Here is a 19620-nt window from a genome sequence, read left to right as displayed (position 1 = left end):
AGGCGGCCCGCGAACAGTTTCGCGGACCGCCGTAACTTCACTTCATATTAATTGAAGGTTAATTGAAGGTTTTCGGGAAAATGTTGGTGCTCTTCTGGAGAAGGGCTACCGCAATCTTGCCGGCTTCCGCTCTTGTCAGTTTACCCTTCGGATTGAAACTGTATACCGGCTTCGTTGATCCGGTTGGCGTGCTGGCGCTGCCTTCCATGATTTTCGCTTTGGATACCGCCTCTATCGCCGGGCGGGAATAGAAATCGGAGCTGCCGGCATCCACAAAGGTCTTGTTCAAGCTTGCAAGCAGCTTGTCATTGTTGGCATTCATTTTAAGCTTTAATGCCCGGGCAATCATGACCGCCGCTTGCTCACGCGTCAACGAAACATCCGGACCGAAGAACCCGTCACTCAGGCCGGTTACGATACCGGCTCTTGCCGCCGTCTCAATCCGGGCGAAATCCCAGGTCAAGGTGCTTGAATTAGGTACGACGTCGAAGAACGTCTGCTGCGAGTTGTCATAATTCAGTGGAATGTTCAGGCCTTTGACGAGTAGGGTTGCGAATTCACCGCGTGTCGTCAAATCGTCGGCACCGAAACGGTCCGTTTGCAAGTAGTTCATGATGCCTTTCGAATACAGGGCGTTCAAAATGTTACGCGCCCATGGATGATTCGTAATATCCGAGAATCCGCGGCGCAGCTTCATTACCGTATAATATCCGAATTTATCGAACGGAACCGTAATAGTATGCGCTTTGGTATCGACGGAGCCCCCGACATTCTCCCACCCGCTGGATTCCACATAGCGGAATACCGTTACCGTTGTTCCAACCTCATCCACGACGCTGTCATTGAAAGAAAGGGTCAGGTCCCCGCGCTGGGAAGGGACGATCAAACGGTCGGAAGGAATCCGCAAATACGTTCCTTCAAGCGAGTACGGCGGAATGCCGTTGGTAGACTGCTTCGTTCCGCTTTCGCCGAGACCGCCGCTGATCCAGTAGATATCGGATACGCGGGTGAAGTTCTTCGTTTCATTTGTATTGCCAAAGTTGCTGGTCAAATCCGCCGGCAGCTGAATGATTTCCCCGGTTGTGGAGCGGGCGTCCGCCACATTGCCGATCAGATTGCCGTAATCGTTATACCGCTCTACAACGCCGTCACGCGGATCGGCGATGCCGAACAGCAGCTTTTGATCCGGATAGTATTTCGCTGCTCCCGTGGTCGTATACCCTTTCATTACGGTTCCCTTAGGGAAGCTCAGTGTCAGGTCTTTGTTGAATACCGTATATTTATTGGCTACCTTCTCCGCCATAAACTGGGTATCAACTTGCACCGCACTGGCGTAATAGACGGTCACCGAATCATTTAGGGTTGTACCGCTGCGGACAATTTGAATTTTGATTGTCGTTGCTTTGTCCGGTTTGAGGCCCACATAGTCATATACAAAGCGGTTGTCCACGTCTGTGCGTTTCTTCGCTTCAAACTTGTCGATCATAACCTTCGTTGCGCCTTCGGCTTCGATGTCAAAACGCACGAAGTTTTTGTTCACGACGATTTGCGAGCCTACGGTCGGCACCGGCGACAAGATAATGTAAGGCGAAACGACACGTTCAATTTCAAGCCGCTGCGAGCTGCGCGCTCCTGTACTGTTGACCAGTTCCAAGTTAAACACCTGGGTTCCCGGAGCGTCGAATTTGAAATCGCGGAAACGGAACACGAATGAATCTTCGTTGCCATAGAAGTCATAGATAAAGGTATTCGTCACACCATCAACCGTATAGGAATAGGTGTCGCCAACGCTTTTGGTTACAGCACTGCCCAGCATTCCAGTAATCGATTTGCTCGAGAAGATCAACTGGCTGCCTTGATACAGATTAAGCGCATTGGCGGAGCTGCCTTGGACCAGGAGGTCAAAGGATTTTTCGCTGGTTACAAACTTGCCGGTCTGCTGAACGAACTCCGGAGAGACTTTCAGGAAGCTGACGAGTTCGGCATCCGTCATGTCGTCATGGACACTGGTACGGTTTGTTCCAGTAGCCGGGCGGAATACTTTAAGCGTCGATGTATTCTCATCCACGATGTAGATACGTATTTCCTTGCGAATTTCGCGTTTGTTGCCTGCACCGTCCATGGAGACGCCTGTAAACACAAAGGTGTTCTCGCCATATTGGATTGGACCGCCGGCTTTGATATTTAACACAAGGCTAAAGCTTGTTTGGTTATCGGTTGCCGATGTGTAATAGACTCCTAGCTTTGTATCCGGCCCATCCAGTGCAGCACCTTCTTTTAACTGATCGCCGGCAATGCCATTAATATAATACTGGGCATTATCAATGCTTTCGAATCCAATGTACTGACCGGTAATGGTCATTGTATTTGTTTTCTTGGAGTTAAACGTGTAAGTCTGACCGTCCTGAAGATTGCTTACATAAATATAGTTCTTGGATACATACGAAATTAATACATTCTGATACGAAGTCGAACCGGCATATTGGAACCGGATAGTCTGCTGCCCTGTCGAGAATCCAGTTACCTTATAGATTCGTTCCTTATCAGAAGAACCGGTAACGGAAGCAACCTGCGTTAGCGTTACCTTTTGTGAACTGAGCGGTAAATACGAAGCAGACAAATCTTTGCCTGTTGTTGGCGCTTTGTTCGTTTTAACGGAAATGTAAAAGTTCGCAGTGCTCACTTCGGCACCGTCAAGCGGCAGCTTGGACACATTGGTTAAATCTGCACCTGAGACGTAATCCGGGAGATAGTATAGATCGGTAATAACGACTTCATTCTGCAGATAATTATATTTAACGGTATACGATGTCGAGAAATTGCCGTAGTTCACATAAAGGGTAAATTTCTGGCCGGAACCCGCACTCAGCGGAATCCCGGAAACTTTGAATTTGACGAGACGGTAAGCAGGGGACTCTCCGTCCGGTTTAGGAATAATCACTTCATCGTCGGATGTACCATCTGTGTTATTGAGTTTTTGTACCTGTATTGGGTACGTGTCCGTACCGATCTTCACCGAAGTTGCCGTTCCAGCCGCACCGGTGCTTGTCGAAAACGCTTGGCTAGAAGAGGAGTAGGGAAGCAGAACCTGTGCAATCAGATCCGTCGTGTTGCTTCCAGTCAGCGTCGGTGTAGTATTATAAGCTTTGATCAGCGAAGAATCATAAGACAATTGCATATCGGTAAAAGGCTGCGTCGTATCAAAGAAATACAGGGAACGCGAAATATGAATCGTATCGGATGCCGTCTTCACGGTAAAATCAATGGTATTGATGCCTGAAGCAAGCGTCAGTAAGGGCGTTACGAAAAACTTCCCGCTGGTATCCTCCAGCACCGGAGCATTCTGCTCGGAGCCGCCATTCAGGGAGACCGTAACGGAAGTGGCGTTGGCAACGCCGCCTTGAATGGTAATCTCGTTATTCGAAACCACCACTTGAGCTCCTTCGTTCAGCACGATGGGCTCAGGTCCGGCATCGAGCACTTTAAGATATTGGACATAAGGGACATTATCGAACAGTACATAGAACGATTCCGAGCGTTCCAGGCCGCCTTGTTCACCCGAGAAGGTGATTTTGTTGTACCCGGAGTACAACGTCAAACCGTTGGTCTTAAACGTGCTGATGGAATTGGTCGTAGAAAGGGAGACAGAGCCGATTGTGACATGGGTTGCATCGGTTTTCCACGTACTTGTTGCGCTGTCCTGGGTCAGCTGCTCTACCTTCACCTTGATGGTTGAGCCTGTAACCAGGGAGTAAGAGCCCGTAATCGTCATCGATCCGTTGGTTGTGAAATATACGTTACTGCGCGAAATCTTTACTGCATTATAATCACTGTCGGTTGACACAGCGTCGGGTCTTAAGCTCTTGGTTGCCAGCAGCGCCTTGTTGTCCGGGTTAAAATAAGTCGAAACGGTCGGGGTAGCCGCCAAAGCGGGCCGGGCCATACCGACCGGAAACAGCGAGACGAGCAAAGCCGCCATAACCAGCCACAAGAACGGTCTCTTGATGCGTTGCATGTGTTTACCTCTCCTTTTTATTCATGTCCATGGTTTACCTTGCTTGTTCTTTTATCGGTCACTTCCATGTGTAAATTTAGACAAAAACATAAAAAACTCATCCGAAATCGGATGAGTTTTGTCATGAAAGGGAATATATTACAAGATCATGAGGCTTGTATGCTTAAGACTTGGAGCCGCGCTCGGCGTCCGTTTTCATCCGCAGGCGCATGAAGAAGTCAATGACCGGACGTTTCGTCTTGCTGATAACTCCGGTAATCTCTGCCCCAATCTGCAGGAAGAACAGCATGACGCAGATGACGACGAAAGTGACCCAGTTCGCTTCATACAGCGAAGCCGAAGTCTGAATAACGGCCAGTACGCCGAAGAAAGCGGCAATGCCGTAAATGATCAGTACCGTTTGCCGGTGGCTGAATCCCAGCTCGCGCAAGCAGTGATGCAGATGGCCTTTGTCCGGTGCGAAAATCGGTTTCTTCTGCAGCTTGCGCCGTACGATCGCGAAGAACGTATCGGACAGCGGCACCCCGATGATCAAGAGCGGTGTAATAAAGGACACAACGGCAATCTGTTTAAAGCCAAGCAGCGCCAGCAGCGCCAAACAGAAGCCTAGGAACAGGGAGCCTGTGTCGCCCATGAAAATTTTTGCCGGATGGAAGTTAAAGAACAGGAATCCGACGATGCTGCCCAGCAGCAGAAGGCAGAGCAGCGCAACCGCAGTGTTGCCCATAATAAAGGCCATAACCGCAATCGTTGCAATAGCGATGCCGGAGACGCCTGCGGCCAGCCCGTCCAGTCCATCAATCAGGTTGACGGCGTTGGTAACCCCGACAATCCAGAAGATCGTAAGCGGAATGGCGATCCAGCTTTCGAGCGAAGAGTACGAATTGTGAAACGGTATATTTACGAAGTTTACGGTAATATCGAATCCAAACACCACGATGCAGGCGGCAGCGATCTGCCCCAGCAGCTTCACTTTGGCCGAAAGCTCGAAGCGGTCATCCAGCGCGCCGATCAAGACGATCAAGCCACCTCCGCTGAGCAAAGCCCGGATAAAATTCTCCTCGCGCGGGGTGAAGTCGTAAGGAAGAACCGGCAATACGACAAGCAGGCCTAGGACAAAAGCCAGAAAAATACCGAGCCCGCCAAGGCGAGGCATGATCTGCGTATGCACTTTACGGGCGTTGGGTACGTCCGTAGCGCCAATCTTGACAGCGAACTTCTTCACCAGCGGCGTCAAGAGGAGTGCGAGTCCCATACATAATATTGATCCGGCGATGTAAATCATTAACATTCGATCAGTCGACCCCCATTTCTCTACCGCATTGAATTATACGCTGAACTAAAATCAAATTCCAATTCCGTTTTATGGCGGCATAGCGGATTTTTTCAGTAAATTTTCGGATTTTCCTAGGCTTTTGTCACTTTATCTTTCTCACGCAGCACTTTTACTGCGAATTTCGGCAGGGCAAGCATTCTTTTGTACCTCGTTGGTTCTTTCAAAAGGCGATACAGCCACTCCGCACGAAGCTTTTGGAAAAGTTTCGGGGCGCGCCGGCTTTTGCCGGAGATGACATCGAAGCTGCCGCCGACTCCCATCATGACCGGAATGTTCAGCTTGTCCTTGTATTTGGCAATCCAAGGCTCCTGGGTATCCGCGCCTCTGGCCACAAAAAGGAAGTCCGGCCGGGTCTGAATGATCTCTTCGACAACCGCTTCATCCTGATCCGGTCCGAAAAATCCGTCGCGATATCCGCAGATCACTACCCCCGGATATTTCGCTTCAATCCGGACCGCGGTTTCTCGAATGACTTCAGGCGTCGAGCCGAGAAGATAAAATCTCCAGCCGTATTGTTCTCCCTCGCGCAACAGCTCATGCAGCAGATCGAATCCGGCAACCCGCTCGGCCACCGGCTGTTTGCAATATTCGGCAGCCCATACGACGCCCGTGCCGTCCGGCACAACCAGCTCCGCCGATTTCATGATATCCATGTAAGCCGGATTCTCCAGAGCGGCCATAATCATAATCGGATTGGCTGTAATGACTTGATGCGGCTCGCGCCGCTGCACGGCATCCACCAGGTACCGAACCGTGGCCTGCATGTCCACCTTCGATACACGGACGCCGAAAATCGGCACAGTAGGTATTACACTATCCGCCTTCATATTTAATCATCCTTTATGCCGGAAATATTGTCCAATTTGTCTTGCAGGCGCTTCGGCTTCGCTAACCAGCCCGGCTATGAGCGGCTCACGTTCAAGCTTCCACGACTCGCCTGTACGAAGCAGCTTCAAGAGCTCTGCCGCAACTGACCCGCTATCCAGGGATGCTGTCGCCCCCACAGGCTTGCAGTCGATCCGGCGCAGAAACTGGTCGATCTTCGGATCGTAAGACACGCCCATCAGCGGTACGCGTCTGCCGGCCGCATAGATCAGGCTGTGCAGCCGCATGCCAATCAGCGCATCGCAGCCGGCCACTTCCTGCAGCATTTGCATAGGATGCAGCGCATCCTCGCAAAAGCTAACGGCGCCGCCTTTATCTTTGACGGCTGCTTCCAGCTTGCTCATCACATACCGCGATGCCTCGTTATCCGAGGGATGGTGAAACGGCAGGAAACGCAGATGGAGCGGCATTTCGCCGCAAGCCTTGATCAAGCCTTCCGCAAGGGCATCCAGCTCGCGGCGGTCCTGCTCCCAGAAGCGGACGGAGATGCCTACCGTCGGCAGGGAGCTCTCCGTGCCAGCGTGTGTCCGATCGGGAGCAGCGCTGCCTTTCGGCAGGGCAAGCCCCATAACCGGATCAGGAACAACCGCAATGCGGCTCTGCTCCAGCCCTATCTGCCCCAGCAGGGTACGCGACTGCTCATCCCGCACGGAGATGTAGGCGCATTTGCGCAGCACCGACTTGATCAGCGGGTGGAACAGCTTGCGGTTTACCGGGCCGACGCCTTGCGCATAAATAAACGTCGGTTTGCCCATCCACTGGGCAAGCTTGATGACGCCAAGATAATAAGGAATCGTCTTGGGACTGGTGACATCCTGCAGCAGGCTTCCGCCGCCGCTGATTAGCCCTACGCTGTCCGCAATTGCACGCCGGACTTCGCCGAGTTTCATCCGGTGAACAGCTTCTACGCCATAGGTGACGCTTGTCCATTCGGGATCAATCGACAGGACGACCGGTTTGAAAACGATACCTGAAGCCTCCGATTCCTTGTCGAGTGCGTTCAAAATCGATTGCAGCACCGCTTCGTCGCCGCTGTTACGGAAGCCGTAATAGCCGGACAGAATTATTTTTTGAGCAGAGGCGACCATCGTTTCCAACACCCTTCAAGGATTTGCCAAGCCGCTACGGCTACCAGACCCAGAATCAAACCGAGCCCCAGTCCGAGTCCGCCGCGGATCAGCGAGATGATGACCGGAGAATGGATGTGGGCGAAAGTATCCACCATGGACAGCTGCCCGATGACCGCAATGATCATTAAGAATGCGGCGCCTCGGTATTTATAAGCCATAAAAGCGCCTGCGATAAAGAGCGGATGTGCCAGCAGGAACTCCTTGTTGCGCGGCCGGACATGCACCGTATTTTCCAAGAACGTCCGGAAGGACATTTCAATCGAGCTCACGCTGCCGTTGTTTCCGGTACGGCTCAAATAATACATACCCAAAATTCCGATAACACCCGCTGCAATCACCCAAGATAAGGTAATCGGCGTACGAAGCAGCTTGCCGGTTTTGTTAAAGGCAAATTCGCCGCGATACAGCAGTACGTAAATCGCGATTAGCCCGATCGGCGCCAGATGCAGCAGGCTTACGCCGCGGAACTGGTCAAGCACCAGACTGTACGTAATATTGTTCAGCAAGGAGATGACAAATGGAACCGCGGAGAGCGAGATCAAAGCGGTTTTGACATACAGCACCAGGCTGTGCGCCAGCCGCCGGCCCGGGCTCATCTCTACGTAAGTCAGCGGGTTTTTACGAAGCGGCGGCCCCATTTCATTGATTTTGCGGATGGCCAGTATGACGGCAACGGTCGGCGCGCTGATACCTACGGCCAAAGCCAGTGCCTGAGCAAACAAATCCGGCTTCAGTGCCAGCAATCCCGCGCTGCCCACGAGGCCAAGCGCCCAGGCCGGAAGCGTCAGCCACGGGATAAAGTACGAAATCATCAAGGCCACCATCGACACGGCGCCGACGACGGCAATAAGCTTGAAGTAACGCTGATAATCGGAATCCACGACGTCAAAGGCGGTAGCTTGGCCCAGCTTGAAGCCGTTGTCCTCGATCTTCTCTATAGCGCCATCCGGTCCGCTTAAGCTAGTGATCAGATTGTCCAGGGTATCCGTGATTTGCGCCTTGCTGACATCGCGGGAAGGTGCGGTGTTCAAGTATAGCATCCGGATGTTGCGGTCTTTGGTCGCCAGCGCAAAGCGGTCGGCAATCGTTTCCGGCGACAGGCTGGAATCATTTTCACTAAGCGAATAAAGACGGGTAACGTTATAGTCCAGCTGATAGGCCAGCGTTTTGAACCCCTTCTGCTGAGCCTTGATATTCTCAATCGCCGCGATGCCGATACCCCGTTCTTTCAAAAGATCGGCAAAGGCGGAGAGGCTGTTCAATTTGGCGTTGTCATTATAACCTTTGACCGAATCGCCCTCGAACAAAATGCGTTTGACGCCCAGATCCGCATAACGGTCCAGCAGCAGCTTCACGGCATCCTGGTCGTACGGCAGCGAGTCGACGAGCCGCGGCACGATGTTAAAACCTTTGTCATGCAGCATGTCCAATGTGAACGGGTCCGGCTGAATCGGCTTCAGCGTAGCATCCTCGATCGGCGTCTTGATGATCAGACCTTTTTGCCCGCGGAATTCCCAATCTTCGGTTACGATACCCAGCCGGCCGAAGGTGTCCTTGATCACCGGGGACAAGGCGTCCGAATTCGCCGTGCTGGTAAAGAGAACGTATGTATAATTATCATTCTCCGGGATCACCGTATCCGTCAAATTCGCGATATCCGTTGCGCCCCACAGCATCAAACGCCGGGCTTTGCGGTAATCGTCAAGTGTATTCTCGTAAATTGCCATGCTTTGCACGCCGGCTTCCTTCAACCGGTCGAGCTGCTCGGAAATATAGTCCTGCGGATTGCTGCGGTAGCTTGCCGCATCCACCAGGTCGCGGTAATCAAAAACGATTTCCACCGTTTTCGAAGATTTCTCGGTCTGCAGTCGGTCATAGACGACCGGGAGCGCCGCGACCAAACCGATCACGACGATTATCCACAGCCATCTGCGTGAAGCGATATTCCAACGTTGCCATTTCTGCTGCACCAAAAGTTCCTCCTCATCTCACTTCAAACCCTCTATACTCAAGCAGAAACGGATGTCCGCCCCAAAACCATGACGGTATCCGTTTCCGCGATCCAGCTTTTACAGTTGTATTATTTCCCGTCGACCCGCGCCATAACCTGCCCAGTCAGCGCAGCGACCTTATCTTTGGCGTTCTGTACCGATTCGCCGCGGACCGCAAAGTACACCTTGATTTTCGGCTCGGTACCGGACGGACGCAGGCAGAACCAGGAACCGTCGGAGAGCAGATATTTCAGTACGTTTTCCTTCGGAAGACCGTTTAGGCCTAGCGAGTAATCGAGAACTTCAGTTACAGCCGCGCCGGCAATTTCCTGCGGCGGATTGCTGCGCCAGTCAGTCATGATTCCCTGAATCTGCGCCACTCCGTCTTTGCCCTTGAGCGTGCGGGACTCCAGGCTCTCCAGGAAGTATCCGAATTGCTCGTACAGCTCTTGAAGTACGTCATACAGCGTTTTACCTTGGGCCTTGTAGTAAGCGCCCGCTTCGGCAATCAGCATGGCGGCAAGCACAGCATCTTTATCGCGGGCGTAGTTGCCGGCCAGATAACCGTAGCTTTCCTCATACCCGAACAAGTAGGTGTATTCACCCGACTGTTCGAATTGGGTCATTTTTTCCCCAATGTATTTAAAGCCGGTCAAAGTGTTGAATACGGTCGCACCGTAGTGGGAAGCGACAGCCGCGCCCATTTCGCTGGTAACGATCGTTTTGACGACAGCGCCGTTCTTCGGCAGCTTGCCCAGCTCCTGCAGGCGGCTCAAGTAGTAATGGATCATCAACGCTCCGGACTGGTTGCCGGTCAGCACTACGAACTTGCCTTCGTTATCCCGCACGACAGCGCCCATCCGGTCCGCATCCGGGTCGGTTCCGATCAGCAGATCCGCGCCCAGCTCTTCCCCGAGCTTCATCGCCAGCGTGAACGCTTCACGTTCTTCCGGGTTCGGCGACTTCACCGTCGAGAATTCGGAATCCGGCTGCTCCTGCTCAGGCACCACATGCACCTTCGTGAAGCCGATCTTCTCCAGCACACGGCGGACCGGCAGATTGCCCGTTCCATGCAGCGGCGTATAGACGATGGAGAAGTCTTTGCCCAGCTTCGCTGTAATTTCGTCACGGGCAACGCTGACCGCAGCCACCGTATCCGTAAACGCTTCGTCTTCCGCTTCGCCGAGCCAGTGCAGCAGGCCTGCCGCTTCCGCCTCTTCGCGGGAAATCCGTTTTACACCGTTAAAGGAATCCACTTCCAGAATCGCCGCAATCACTTGCTCCGCTTCGTCCGGTACCAGCTGACCGCCTTCGGCATTGTATACTTTGTAGCCGTTATATTCCGGCGGATTATGGCTGGCGGTGATGACAATCCCTCCGGTTGCCTTCAAATGGCGGACGCTGAACGAAAGCTGCGGCGTCGAGCGCAGCGAAGGGTACAGGTGGGCGTCGATGCCGTTTCCGGCGAGCACCAGTGCGGCTTCCAGCGTAAATTCCGGCGAGAACCGGCGGGAGTCATGGGCGATGACCACGGACGGTCTGCCTTCGCCGGTATGCTTTTCCAGCAGGTAGTTCGCCAACCCTTGGGTAGCCCGGCCCACCGTGTAACGGTTCATCCGGTTGCTGCCCGCGCCGATCACGCCGCGCAGACCGCCTGTACCAAACTCGAGATCACGGTAAAAACGCTCTTCAAGTTCCTTCGGGTCGTTCTCCAACGCTTTGAGTTCGGCTTTCGTCGCTTCGTCCACGGACGGGTCCTGCAACCAGCGGGACAACGTTTCAGCAGCTTTTGGGCTTAATTCAGTCATGGATATCTCTCCTTCATATCTATAAATTGGATGAACTAAAACGGTTAGCTTAGCGCAAACATTATCTCTCCGGAGGCTACAACTTTATCGTCCACCTTGGCGGTAGCTTGGCCTTTGCCGATGCTGCCCTTGAGGCGGGTGATTTCGACTTCAAGCGTCAGCGTATCGCCGGGAACCACTTGACCGCGGAAGCGGAAGCCGTCGAGTCCGGCCAGGAACCCGATTTTGCCCCGGTTCGCTTCAACCCCAAGGATCGCCACGGCGCCGACCTGCGCAAGCGCTTCGGTAATCAGCACGCCGGGCATCACCGGATATCCCGGAAAATGGCCGACAAAAAACGGCTCGTTCACCGTTACGTTCTTGATGCCTACCGCCCGTTTGCCCATTTCGATTTCGATAATTTTGTCCACCAGCAAAAATGGCGGCCGGTGCGGGATGATCTCCTGGATCTCATTGATATTCATCATTAAGGACAAGCCCCTTTCGGAAATACGGATATGTACAGCAACTGCATAAATATGGACCGCTTCGGCAAAAACTATAGCTATCCTTCACCACCTGCAGAAGTGGAGGTTAAGATAGGGGCTTTCTCCAGGCATGCGCCGCATGACGGAGAGGGCCTTTTTACGCGCCGCCGGCCTCCCCGGCTTTATATACATATCCCAGTATAAGAAAAACACCTACCCGAGTCCATTCAGGATGTCGTCTATCCTAAAGTTCATACATTCTGAATTATAAGAAAAACTTCCATCTACGTCCACCCGAACCTAGGACAAGCCCTTAAACGCCCGGCCAAACAAAAAAACTCCCTTGTACATAATGTACAATAAGGGAGTTTGCGAAACAATTACGGCGCGAACACGAGGTCATACACATGCTTCCACGTGCTGAACTGAAGCACATCGCTGAATTCCCGGTGCCCCAGCACAACATAGCCGGTCACCAGACCGCCGGCAAGCGCTCCCACCAGCAGAATCGGAATCAGGAACCACTGGATGATCGTCCACGTGCGAATTCTCCGTTTCCGCTGCGGCTTTCCGCTGTCTTGCGCCGGATTTTGGCTATCGTTAAGGCTCATTCCTTCACCTACCCGCGCATACTATTAGCCAGTCCTTGCATCTGATCGCTGGAAGAAAGCGCCCGCGCGGCCAGCTGATATGTACGCTGAATTTGCATAAGTTCCGTCATTTCTTTGGTTAGATCCACATTGGACTGCTCCAGATAACCCGAACGCACGCCGATGCCCGTGGCTTCGCCCGGCTGGCGCTGCACAAAAGCCTGGTCAGCGGTTACGCCGTCCGCCAGCACGTAAAAATTGCCGTCCACCGCCTGAAGCACGCTTTTGCTGCGCGGCTCGACGATCATCAGCGTTCCGGCAACCTCCACCGGGTCGTTGTCGCCGGTCTTCGTCAATACCCGTCCGCTTTCGTCAATTGCGGCGCTGACATTCGCCGGAACCCTCATCGGCTCCCCTTCCGAGTTTAAAACGGAATTGCCCGTATTGTCCACCAGAATCATGCTGGCAGCATCATCCGGATCCGGCTGAAAATGAAAATCGCCCTGCCGCGTATACCCGATTCCGCCGTTGACCTGAACGCCGAAGAGACCGTTGCCCTGGATCGCCAGATCGGTCGGATTACCGGTTTCCTGCAGCGTGCCTTCTACCCAGTCGCTCGTAACTTCCGGCACACGTACGCCGTAACCAACGGTGAAACCAAGCGGGGTACTGCGGCCCGGCTGGTTGTATTCCTTCGACTGCTGCTGAACACGGGTCAGCACGTCCTCAAACGAGCCTTCCTTGCTCTTATAGCCGGCCGTATTCATGTTAGCGACATTATTCGCAATAATGTCAAGCCGCTGCTGGAGACTGGCCATGGATACCGCAGCGCTGATTGTTGAGTTATTCATCGTTACCGCCCTCCGGTTCTAGACTCTGCCGACTTCGTTCACGGCTTTATCAAGGCTTCTATCGTAATATTGCACCACCCGCTGGTTGGCTTCATATGCCCGGTAAGCGGCATTCAAATCAACTGTAACCTGAGTGGCATCCACGTTGGAATTCTCCAGGTAGCCTTGACGCACTTCAAGATTGTCAGCATTTGTGGCAAAGCGGATCCCTGCCGTCGTCGGATCCTCGGCATGGAAAACACCGTTGCCGTCGCGCACCAGCTCCTGCGGGCGCTCAATGACGCTGACCCCGATTTTTGTTCCTGACGGAAGGCCTGTGGCCGGATCAAGCAGATTGCCCTGTCCGTCCACTTTCAAGTTGTCCTCGGAACCGGTGATCACCAGCGGATTGCCGCTTGCATCAAGAACCTTGAATCCGCCGGCGCTCAGTACTTGACCCGAAGGATCCACCGTGAAGCTGCCGTTCCGGGTGTACAGGTTATTCCCGGCATCGTCCTGCACAGTAAAAAAAGCCTGCGGCCGGTAGATGGTTTCGCCGTCCGCCGTTATATATTTACCGGAACCGTCAAAAGCGATATTTCCGCCCGTGTCCGGATTGGTGACTTGTAAATCAGTGGAAAGCGCAAAGTCGACCGGTTTGCCGCTTTCGATCATATCCCCTTGCATGTACTGGGATACTGACTGTTCGGCGAATACACCTGTATTAATGCGGCCCACCGGTTTAACAGTCCCCCCGCTCATCGCGGAGATCAACACTTCGGGAAAGGCATGGCTGACGCTGTCCACCTGCTTGTATCCAGTCGTATTCATGTTGGCAATATTCTGCGTTGCCGTATCATGTCTGCGCTGCTGTGTGACCATCCCGGCAGCCGCCGTATATAAACCTCTCAGCATACGGTAAAACCCTCCCTAAATTCCGTCGTTCTCCCTTTATTATCGGCCATTTAAAATTTTTTCTTAATATTTTTGTCGAGATGGTCCAGCATGATGCCTGTCCCTTTCACGACGCAATGCATCGGATCCTCCGCTACCCACACGGGAACATGCAGCTCTTCGGCCAGCAGCTCGTCCAATCCGTTAAGCAGGGCTCCGCCGCCGGTAAGCACGACGCCGCGGTCGATGATGTCCGCCGACAATTCCGGCGGTGTCCGTTCCAACACCGATTTGGCAGCCGCTACAATCGAGGATACCGGATCCCACAGCGCTTCCTTCACCTCTCCGGAAGTGATGGTCAACGTGAGCGGGAGCCCGCTGGCCATATCCCGGCCCCGGATATCCATCTCGGCCTGCTTGCCGCCCGGACGCACCGTACCGATTGTCACTTTGATGTCCTCGGCGGTACGCTCGCCGATCAGCAGTTTATATTTTTGCTTGATATATCGTAAAATGGCATCGTCGAACTTGTCCCCCGCGACTTTAATCGAGGAGGCGGTAACGACGTCGCCCATGGATAATACGGCTACATCCGTCGTTCCGCCGCCAATGTCGACGACCATATTTCCGCTTGGCTGATAAATGTCCATTCCCGCACCGATCGCTGCGGCTTTTGGCTCCTCTTCCATAAATACGTCTTTGGCACCGCTCCGTTCAGCGGCTTCCCGGATAGATTTCTGCTCAACGGAGGTTATATTTGTGGGGGCGCAGATCAAAATACGGGGCTTCGCGTACCAGGTACGCCCGCCGACGCGGTCGATAAAATATTTGAGCATCATTTCTGTAATGGCAAAATCGGCAATAACGCCATCGCGCAGCGGACGGATCGTCGTAATGTTGCCCGGCGTTCGTCCGACCATCCGGCGCGCCTGCTCGCCTACCGCAAGGACCTTCTTCGTATCACTTTCAAGCGTGACCACGGAAGGTTCATCCAGAACGACTCCCCTTCCTTTGACATGAATAAGCACATTGGCCGTGCCCAGATCAATTCCGATATCCTTGCTAAGCATAATGAAAAAGCCCCCAAAGTGTTATTTTAATTGAAAATGTTGGATGATACCAAGCTTTAAAGTACCATACTTCAGGGGAATTATACAATGAATTAAAGCTGAATAATTACTGAATTTCTTGAATTTCTCAGGACTTTGAGGCGACCGCGACTTCGCGTTTTTTGCCGGTCGATTTTTTGTATTTGATTTTGGTAGCTTCTCCCCCCCGAAGATGCCGAATGGACTTATGATACTCGAGAATGTGCTTGACCTGATCGGCCAGATCAGGGTTGATCTCCGGCAACCGCTCGGTTAGATCTTTGTGCACCGTGCTTTTTGAAACGCCAAATTCCTTGGCTATCGTCCGGACCGTATGCCTGGTTTCCACGATGCAGCGTCCGATTTTGATCGTACGTTCCTTGATGTAATCGTGCACGCTCCCGCCTCCCAACTGTGGATAGTTTGGTACATTATATGAGGGGCGGGCCTAGATATTCGCGCTTTCAGGACGTGACAAGCTTCCGGAGGGTCATTTAATTTCTTGGACAACCCTGCAATCATGAAAAAAGCAGAGGGCACAAGCCCCCTGCTTCAGGTGTTCGATTAACGCTGCGGCAGCAGATCCGAAGGATTTACCGGGTTGCCGTTTTCGTGCACTTCGAAGTGCACATGGTTCCCAAGATCCTTTTCGATTTCGCTGCGTCCGGCCGTGGCCAGCGTATCGCCTTGCTTGACCTTATCGCCTTGTTTGACCTTGGTATCGGCCAGACTTTGGTACACGGTTACCAGGTTGCCGGGACTGGTCACTTCAACCACTTTGCCGAATACGGCTACATCTTCGACACGGGTGACTTCGCCGCTCAGCGCCGCTTTCACGTCAAACGTTTTGTGGTCCGCACGGGCAAGGTCGATGCCGACATTCGGTACAAAAGTATCGTTGTACTGTACCATCGCAGCCACGTGATTCTCTTCGGTGCCGTTTTCGTCATAATACGGTTTGACGACATCCACGTCTGCCGGATTTGCGACAGGCCAGGCGATGTCTTCCACGGAAGCGCTGACTTCCAGCGCCTCAGGGTCGCTGTTTGTTGTACCGGCTTCATTGGAGGAGACAGCAGCGGTGTCATTTTGCGAGATGGCGGTGGTGGTATCGTCATTCAGCGCCTTTTGGCCGGCATCCTGATAGACCCACACCAAGGTTAGTATAATAGCCGCTGCCGCCGTGTACACTGCCGGGAAAACCCAGCGCTTGGAGAGCATCTTTTTCCATGAGGAAGGCTTTACGCTTGGATCTCCCTGTTTGTTTTTGAGAGATTCGTCATGGACGTTTTTGTTTTTGTCTTGTTCATTCATATGTTTATCACCTCAATAACCAGTGTTACCGGGTGATTCGCTTTTATACGTATCTTTCAAGTTATTTTTTCAGGAGAGTTGAGACTTGCGCGAACGAAACGCCGCTGTAGTAGTGTTTGAGAATCTGCGTCGCGGTGCTGCCCTCCTGAGCCATGCCGTTCGCGCCCCATTGGCTCATTCCGACGCCGTGCCCGTTGCCGTAAGTAGTGATGACCACCTCGCTGCCCCGCCAGCTCCACGTGAACTGGCTAGATCGCAGCTCCAGCTTCTCCCGAATCTCTCTGCCTGTAAAAATAGTTCCGGCAATTGAAATTTCCTTTACCCGGTGACCGGCGGTCCAGGACAGAATCTTGGCCGGCAAAGAAGAAGCAGCAAGTTTCTTCAGCTTGGCAGAGGTGCCTTGGCGGCCCGATACCGGAACAGCCGGCTGCTCCAGCCCCAGCTTCTGAATCAGCTTCGCTGCCGTAAAGCGGTAGGTGACCGCGAGGTCCGGCGTTATCTGCTGCTCCCAAGGGCTCGCCACGCTGCGCAGGTACGGCACGGCCGCATTCCAGTAATCCTCCGAGTTTTCGGTATAGCCGCCGCTGGAGGCGAAGAAAGCGGCGGTGATCGGCTCGCCTTTATAGACCATCACCGTGCCGCGCGTTTCAAGGACGGCGCGGCGGATCTTGGCCAGCGCGGCGCTCTTGCCGCCGCGTTCCCAATCCCGTTCCAGGACGGCCCGCGAGACGTAAGCCTGATGGCTTACCGTATCGGTGACGTCGGCCGCGCCGCCTGGAACGCCGCTGGTGTCGCCGGCCCGCAGGCGGCGCACAATGAAGGTGCGGGCGGCCACGGCCTGGGCTTTGAGCGCTTCGAGCTCAAAGTCCGCCGGCATCTCGGCCGCCAGCACGCCGCTGACGTAGTCCTCCAGCGGCAGCGTTTCTATTTGTCCGCTCTGCGACAAATAGACGGACACCTCTGGCTGCGGGGCCTCCGCAGCCGTATCCGGCGCCGCGGGCGAAGCCGTAGCCTGCGGCGCCGGCGGGGCTGGCGATGGTCCGCTGCGCAGCAGGACGATCGCCAGCGGCAGCAGCAGCGCCGCCAGCAGGGGCGCTGCGAGCCAGGCGGCAGGCGTCAGGCGCCGCCTGAGCTGCCGCGGCCGCGCGCTGCGGAGCCTGCGCGGCCCGCGCGCAAAGCGCATGGCGCGGCGCGAAAGGATGCGCCGCAGATTGCGAATCGTCTTCATTTCGTTCTCTCCTTCCTATCTCCGGTGATTCTTATAGATATGAATTCCGGATAAGTGATAGAACGATATTTTGAGAGACGGAGAAGACAAAAGCCCAACGAGCGGGTAGCCTCTGCTGTGCTTCATTTCCTAAACCCGCTTTAGGGATTACCGCCCAAACCGGCTTCCGATATGGGCGCAATTAAGCGCTAACCCCCCCACGTTTCACGATCAGCCTGCTGCAGTCGCCATACTTCTGGCAGAGAGAGCCGCTATACCATTAGCGGGATAACATCCCTCTAATTTGTTTTAAAATCAGCTTTCAGCACAAATAGTGGGATTTTGTCCTACTAATTTCATGAATACAGGCTGCATTTGCCCTTTCCAGGAGATTTAGAGGGACATTATCCCACTAAATCAAAATCATCGCACAGCCGTCCAAATTTAGTGGGACGTTTTCCCGCTATTTCGGAACAGCCTTGCTTCAAACGACCTTTACTGAAGCTTTCGTTTAAACCCGCACCTCCCAACCCGTTCAACGCAAAAAGAGGCCCCGCCTAGGCGGGACCTCTTGCATTCCTAAGATTAGACCCAGGTCGGCTGGACCTGGAAGCGCGGTTTGGCCACCGTTTCTTCTTTGGTAGCCGCTGCCTGAGCAGAAGCAGGTGCCGGTGCCGGCGTTTCGTCCAGCGAAATCCGCCAGATGTCGGCGCCGAGGCCGGCCAGCTTCTCGGCGAGGTGCACGTAGCCGCGATCGATATGATGCGTGCCGCTCACCTCGGTGGTGCCTTCGGCGACCAGACCGGTAAGAATCAGCGCAGCGCCTGCACGCAGGTCGGTTGCGGTAACCTTGGCGCCGACGAGCTTGGCATTGCCGGTCACGATGGCCGAACGGCCTTCGATTTTGATCTCGGCGTTCATGTTGTGGAACTCATCCACATGCATGAACCGGTTCTCGAATACGGTCTCGGTAACAACGCTTGTGCCTTCGGAGCGAAGGAGCAGGGCCATCATTTGCGACTGCATATCCGTCGGGAATCCCGGGTACGGCAGCGTCTTGACATCCACTGCTTTCAGCGGCTTGTCGCTGATGACGCGCACGCCGTTTTCGTCCGGGATGATCGTGACGCCCATCTCTTCCATCTTGGCAATGACTGGACCAAGGTGGTCTGCAATCGCGCCTTCCACGTATACGTCACCGCCAGTGATGGCAGCCGCAGCCATGTAGGTCCCGGCTTCAATCCGGTCGGGAATGACCTGATGTCTTACGCCATGCAGCCTCTCCACGCCTTCGATCCGGATTATGCCGGTGCCCGCGCCGCGGACGATCCCGCCCATGCCGTTGATATAGTTGGCCAAATCGACGATTTCCGGTTCTTTGGCGGCATTCTCAATAACCGTAACGCCTTCAGCCAGCGCTGCCGCCATCATTATGTTTTCGGTCGCGCCTACGCTTGCCACGTCCAGATAGACTTTGGCGCCGCGCAGCCTTCCGTTAATTTTCGCTTCAATGTACCCTTGGCCCAGACTGATCTCGGCCCCGAGCGCTTCAAATCCTTTGAGATGCTGGTCAATCGGTCTTGTACCGATCGCGCAGCCGCCAGGCAATGAAATTCTTGTGTACCCCATCCGGCTAAGCAGCGGACCCATGACCAGAAAAGAAGCCCGCATTTTACTCACCCATTCATAGGGCGCTTCACACGAAGTGATGTTGGTCGCATTAACCTCAATGATATCATTCTGGTATGTAACGCCCGCACCCAAAGATTCCAGCACTTTGCTGATGGTCATTACATCGTCTAACGGAGGAGCGTCCACAATCACACTTGCTCCTTCTTCTGCCAATAGAGAGGCGGCTATGATCGGTAGTACGGAATTTTTTGCGCCGCTGACTTTCACGCTCCCGGTCAATCTGTTGCCACCGCGGACGATAAATTTGCTCATTTCGGTTTCCCTCCGCGTCCATTATTTCTGACATTAATTTTGAAGTAAGATGCATTTGTTAAAATATCGGTTATTTCGTCATTCCCCTGCCGCGCAAAGCTTTTGCTTAAACCTCAGTGTT

Annotated in this window: 15 protein-coding genes; all 15 read right to left on the bottom strand. The window is 53.8% G+C overall.

Translation table 11 applies throughout. The features are described 5' to 3' along the window. Window positions 1-58: 58 nt before the first annotated feature. A complete protein-coding gene (locus tag BMW84_RS16670) occupies window positions 59-4015 on the bottom strand; it encodes an S-layer homology domain-containing protein (RefSeq protein ID WP_091070348.1) in 3957 nt (1318 codons plus the stop codon). A 163-nt stretch (window positions 4016-4178) separates the two neighbouring features. After that, window positions 4179-5306 (bottom strand): glycosyltransferase family 4 protein, encoded by a 1128-nt coding sequence (locus BMW84_RS16665; protein ID WP_091070346.1) that lies wholly within the window; start codon window positions 5304-5306, stop codon window positions 4179-4181. Between the two features lie 116 nt (window positions 5307-5422). Further along, on the bottom strand, window positions 5423-6178 hold the full coding sequence (locus tag BMW84_RS16660; protein ID WP_091070345.1) for a WecB/TagA/CpsF family glycosyltransferase: 756 nt from the start codon (window positions 6176-6178) through the stop codon (window positions 5423-5425). Window positions 6179-6184: 6 nt separating this feature from the next. Then, on the bottom strand, window positions 6185-7324 hold the full coding sequence (gene csaB / locus BMW84_RS16655) for a polysaccharide pyruvyl transferase CsaB (protein WP_091070343.1): 1140 nt from the start codon (window positions 7322-7324) through the stop codon (window positions 6185-6187). After that, window positions 7300-9336 (bottom strand): DUF5693 family protein, encoded by a 2037-nt coding sequence (locus BMW84_RS16650; RefSeq protein WP_091070341.1) that lies wholly within the window; start codon window positions 9334-9336, stop codon window positions 7300-7302. Before BMW84_RS16650 ends, csaB begins: the two co-directional genes overlap by 25 nt. Before the next feature lie 110 nt (window positions 9337-9446). After that, window positions 9447-11165: a phospho-sugar mutase gene (locus tag BMW84_RS16645; RefSeq protein WP_091070340.1), complete on the bottom strand. Its 1719-nt coding sequence runs from the start codon at window positions 11163-11165 to the stop codon at window positions 9447-9449. Between the two features lie 44 nt (window positions 11166-11209). After that, window positions 11210-11632 carry a 3-hydroxyacyl-ACP dehydratase FabZ gene (fabZ, locus tag BMW84_RS16640; RefSeq protein ID WP_091070338.1) on the bottom strand — a complete coding sequence of 141 codons (423 nt, stop codon included), beginning with the start codon at window positions 11630-11632 and terminating at the stop codon, window positions 11210-11212. Between the two features lie 380 nt (window positions 11633-12012). Next, window positions 12013-12243: a DNA-directed RNA polymerase subunit beta gene (locus tag BMW84_RS16635; protein WP_091070336.1), complete on the bottom strand. Its 231-nt coding sequence runs from the start codon at window positions 12241-12243 to the stop codon at window positions 12013-12015. Window positions 12244-12251: 8 nt separating this feature from the next. Further along, on the bottom strand, window positions 12252-13073 hold the full coding sequence (locus BMW84_RS16630) for a flagellar hook-basal body protein (RefSeq protein WP_091070334.1): 822 nt from the start codon (window positions 13071-13073) through the stop codon (window positions 12252-12254). Between the two features lie 18 nt (window positions 13074-13091). Beyond that, entirely contained in the window at window positions 13092-13967 is an 876-nt protein-coding gene (locus BMW84_RS16625; protein ID WP_091070333.1) for a flagellar hook-basal body protein, read from the bottom strand. 50 nt (window positions 13968-14017) lie between these two features. Next, window positions 14018-15016, bottom strand: a complete 999-nt coding sequence (locus BMW84_RS16620; RefSeq protein WP_091070331.1) for a rod shape-determining protein — start codon at window positions 15014-15016, stop codon at window positions 14018-14020. A 127-nt stretch (window positions 15017-15143) separates the two neighbouring features. Beyond that, complete coding sequence (gene spoIIID / locus BMW84_RS16615) at window positions 15144-15431, bottom strand: sporulation transcriptional regulator SpoIIID (protein WP_091070329.1); 288 nt, start codon at window positions 15429-15431, stop codon at window positions 15144-15146. A gap of 167 nt (window positions 15432-15598) precedes the next feature. Further along, entirely contained in the window at window positions 15599-16348 is a 750-nt protein-coding gene (locus BMW84_RS16610; RefSeq protein ID WP_091070327.1) for a M23 family metallopeptidase, read from the bottom strand. A gap of 61 nt (window positions 16349-16409) precedes the next feature. Next, window positions 16410-17576 carry a stage II sporulation protein D gene (gene spoIID / locus BMW84_RS16605; RefSeq protein WP_254773023.1) on the bottom strand — a complete coding sequence of 389 codons (1167 nt, stop codon included), beginning with the start codon at window positions 17574-17576 and terminating at the stop codon, window positions 16410-16412. A 564-nt stretch (window positions 17577-18140) separates the two neighbouring features. Next, on the bottom strand, window positions 18141-19499 hold the full coding sequence (murA, locus tag BMW84_RS16600; RefSeq protein WP_091070324.1) for a UDP-N-acetylglucosamine 1-carboxyvinyltransferase: 1359 nt from the start codon (window positions 19497-19499) through the stop codon (window positions 18141-18143). Window positions 19500-19620: the final 121 nt, after the last annotated feature.

The sequence above is a fragment of the Paenibacillus sp. NFR01 genome (genome assembly GCF_900111565.1).
Classification (GTDB): Bacteria; Bacillota; Bacilli; order Paenibacillales; family Paenibacillaceae; genus Paenibacillus_AQ.
Note: the sequence above shows the minus strand (reverse complement) of the source record. Positions and strands in the feature narration are given on the sequence as shown.

Coding starts and splice junctions, on each gene's coding strand:
- BMW84_RS16670 (WP_091070348.1), bottom strand. CDS start 4,015: ATGCAACGCATCAAGAGACCGTTCTTGTGGCTGGTTATGGCGGCTTTG.
- BMW84_RS16665 (WP_091070346.1), bottom strand. CDS start 5,306: ATGTTAATGATTTACATCGCCGGATCAATATTATGTATGGGACTCGCA.
- BMW84_RS16660 (WP_091070345.1), bottom strand. CDS start 6,178: ATGAAGGCGGATAGTGTAATACCTACTGTGCCGATTTTCGGCGTCCGT.
- csaB (WP_091070343.1), bottom strand. CDS start 7,324: ATGGTCGCCTCTGCTCAAAAAATAATTCTGTCCGGCTATTACGGCTTC.
- BMW84_RS16645 (WP_091070340.1), bottom strand. CDS start 11,165: ATGACTGAATTAAGCCCAAAAGCTGCTGAAACGTTGTCCCGCTGGTTG.
- fabZ (WP_091070338.1), bottom strand. CDS start 11,632: ATGATGAATATCAATGAGATCCAGGAGATCATCCCGCACCGGCCGCCA.
- BMW84_RS16635 (WP_091070336.1), bottom strand. CDS start 12,243: ATGAGCCTTAACGATAGCCAAAATCCGGCGCAAGACAGCGGAAAGCCG.
- BMW84_RS16630 (WP_091070334.1), bottom strand. CDS start 13,073: ATGAATAACTCAACAATCAGCGCTGCGGTATCCATGGCCAGTCTCCAG.
- BMW84_RS16625 (WP_091070333.1), bottom strand. CDS start 13,967: ATGCTGAGAGGTTTATATACGGCGGCTGCCGGGATGGTCACACAGCAG.
- BMW84_RS16620 (WP_091070331.1), bottom strand. CDS start 15,016: ATGCTTAGCAAGGATATCGGAATTGATCTGGGCACGGCCAATGTGCTT.
- BMW84_RS16610 (WP_091070327.1), bottom strand. CDS start 16,348: ATGAATGAACAAGACAAAAACAAAAACGTCCATGACGAATCTCTCAAA.
- spoIID (WP_254773023.1), bottom strand. CDS start 17,576: ATGAAGACGATTCGCAATCTGCGGCGCATCCTTTCGCGCCGCGCCATG.
- murA (WP_091070324.1), bottom strand. CDS start 19,499: ATGAGCAAATTTATCGTCCGCGGTGGCAACAGATTGACCGGGAGCGTG.